We start from the raw sequence: 2254 nt of genomic DNA, 5'->3' as shown, positions 1-2254 counted from the left end.
CTGGCCGGTGATGAACGATGCGGAGTCGGATGCGAAGAACAGAACCGGAGCGGCCACCTCTTCGGGCTGCGCCAGACGGCGGAACGGAATGGCCTTGACGAGAGCTTCTTTCAGCTTCTCGGCCTGCGCCTGAAACAGCGGAGTGTCGGTGGGGCCGGGGCACACACAGTTGACGTTGATCTTGTAGCGTGCCATCTCTCGGGCCAGCGACTTGCTCAGCGCGATCACGCCGCCCTTGGCTCCCGCGTAGATGCTCTCGCCCGCACTGCCGACGCGTCCGGCGTCACTCGCGAGGTTGACCACGCGGCCACCTCCTCCCGACTCCACCATGCCCGGCAGGAACGCGCTGCACATGTGGACGGGGCCCATGTAATTGATGGCGACGACCTTCTCGGCGAACTCGGTGGACGCGTTGAGAAACTGGTCGGTGCGGTCCCAGCCGGCGGCGTTGACCAGGATGTTCGGTGTCCCGACCTCGGCACCCACCTGATCGCGTAGACCGTCGACCTTCGCACGGTCGGCCACGTCGACCTCCATGGCGAAGATCAGGTCGGGATGTTCCGCGGCGGTCCGCTTGGCGGCGTCGAGGTCGAGATCTGCGGCGATCACCTTGTCACCGCGGGCGGCGAAGCCCAGCGCGATGGCCTTGCCGATTCCAGATCCGGCACCTGTCACTACTGCGATGTTCTCGGTCATGGTTGCCGGTCCCCTCAGGCCTTGACGTACTTGTTGAAATCGGGTGCGCGCTTCTCGGCGAACGCAGCGGCGCCCTCGAGACCCTCGGGTGAATGCGTGAACAGGTCGAGCGCCGACATCGCCAGGTTGCTCAGACCGGCCTGATGGTCGGTGTCTGCGTTGAACGACTGCTTGAGGAAGCGGATGGCGGTGGGGCTCTTCTCGGCGATCTCCGCGGCAACGGCCTTGGCCTCGTCGAGCAGCGTGTCGGCAGGAACCACCCAGTTGACCAGGCCCCAGCGCTCGGCCGTGGCGGCGTCGTATTGGCGGCACAGGAACCAGATCTCGCGGGCCCTTTTCTCGCCGACCACGCGGGCCAGGTAGGCGGAACCGAAGCCGGCGTCGAACGAACCCACACGGGGTCCGGCCTGCCCGAACTTGGCCGTCTCGGAGGCGATGGAAAGGTCGCAGAGCACGTGCAGGACGTGCCCGCCGCCGATGGCGACGCCGTTGACAGCCGCGATCACCGGCTTGGGGATGTCGCGAATCAGCTTGTGGAGGTTGCCGATCTCGAACATGCCGCTCTCGGTGGGACCGTAGTCGCCGGTCTCGGCACGCTGCTTCACGTCACCGCCGGTGCAGAACGCCTTCTGCCCGGCTCCGGTGAGGATGACCGCCTGCACGTCGGTATCCGCCCATGCGGACCGGAACGCCTTGATCAGCTCCTCGACGGTGCGTCCACGGAAGGCGTTGTAGCGCTCGGGACGGTTGATCGTGATGATCGCGGTGGGTCCCTCGACCTCGTAATGGATGTCTTCGTAGTCCGTCATGTCAACTCCTTGATGCGGCTCTGGAAGCAGCCCGATGTAATCGGTCCTCAACCTGGATGAATTCTAATTCACTGTTCATGAATTTACATTCACCCGGACGGGGTGTCAAGGATCACAACGCAGCCGAACTCCGGGTGACGGTCTATCCCGGCACCGACCGTCTGTCGGCCAGGATTCACCGACAGACGGTCGCCGAGGCATTCGCCGGCTGCTCACCCGGAGAGCGGATCAGTGTGGATTCCCTGGTCACGACCATGCGACGGAAAGGCATGCGCCCCAACGTCGAGCACATCGCGCTCGCCATCGAGGCTCACGTGCACGTGAACAGCACACCCTAGGCCTGCCCGGTGCGGACTATGTGATTTCGCATCGCTTCCAGTCCGACGACGACGGCGGCGGCCACCACCACGTGCATCACCGACAGGGCGATGGTGCTGGCCGTGTCGAAGTCGGCCTGAATGGTAAGGGCGATCGTGGCGAGGGGAAGCAGTGCTCCTACCACTGCGGCGGGCCGAATGATCGCGACCCATTTCAGGGAAATGAGCGCGGTCAGTGTCATTCCGATCAGAATGGGCACAACTGTCAATATGACGACTCCACCCGGTGCCACGCTGCTGGTCTTGCCCCAATACCGTTCAGTTAGAGGGTTGTGCGGTATCGTGTCGGCGTGCCGCGTAGTGGATGGGTGAAGCCGGAGTCGGATCGTCGGCTGTCGGATCTAGTGTCGGTAGGGTTGCTGACCAGGGTGT

Annotated in this window: 3 protein-coding genes and 1 pseudogene; 1 reads left to right on the top strand and 3 read right to left on the bottom strand. The window is 64.1% G+C overall.

Annotated elements, in window-relative coordinates:
• Positions 1-696 (bottom strand): SDR family NAD(P)-dependent oxidoreductase (locus WAW17_RS07455; RefSeq protein ID WP_422332354.1); only part of this gene is annotated, 696 nt, incomplete at its 3' end.
• 14 nt (positions 697-710) lie between these two features.
• Positions 711-1505, bottom strand: coding sequence for an enoyl-CoA hydratase-related protein (locus WAW17_RS07450; RefSeq protein WP_422332353.1), 795 nt, complete (start codon positions 1503-1505; stop codon positions 711-713).
• Positions 1506-1582: 77 nt separating this feature from the next.
• Here WAW17_RS07450 and WAW17_RS07445 point away from each other — a divergent pair, with 77 nt between their 5' ends.
• Positions 1583-1843 carry a hypothetical protein gene (locus WAW17_RS07445; RefSeq protein WP_422332352.1) on the top strand — a complete coding sequence of 87 codons (261 nt, stop codon included), beginning with the start codon at positions 1583-1585 and terminating at the stop codon, positions 1841-1843.
• Here WAW17_RS07445 and WAW17_RS07440 read toward each other — a convergent pair.
• Positions 1840-2130: pseudogene (locus WAW17_RS07440) on the bottom strand (DUF6069 family protein); the annotation flags it as partial. The gene WAW17_RS07445 and the pseudogene WAW17_RS07440 overlap by 4 nt on opposite strands.
• Between the last annotated feature and the right edge of the window lie 124 nt (positions 2131-2254).

It is taken from the genome of Rhodococcus sp. (in: high G+C Gram-positive bacteria), from assembly GCF_049286785.1.
Lineage (GTDB): Bacteria > Actinomycetota > Actinomycetes > Mycobacteriales > Mycobacteriaceae > Rhodococcus_F.
This window is presented reverse-complemented; position numbering and strand designations above follow the sequence as displayed.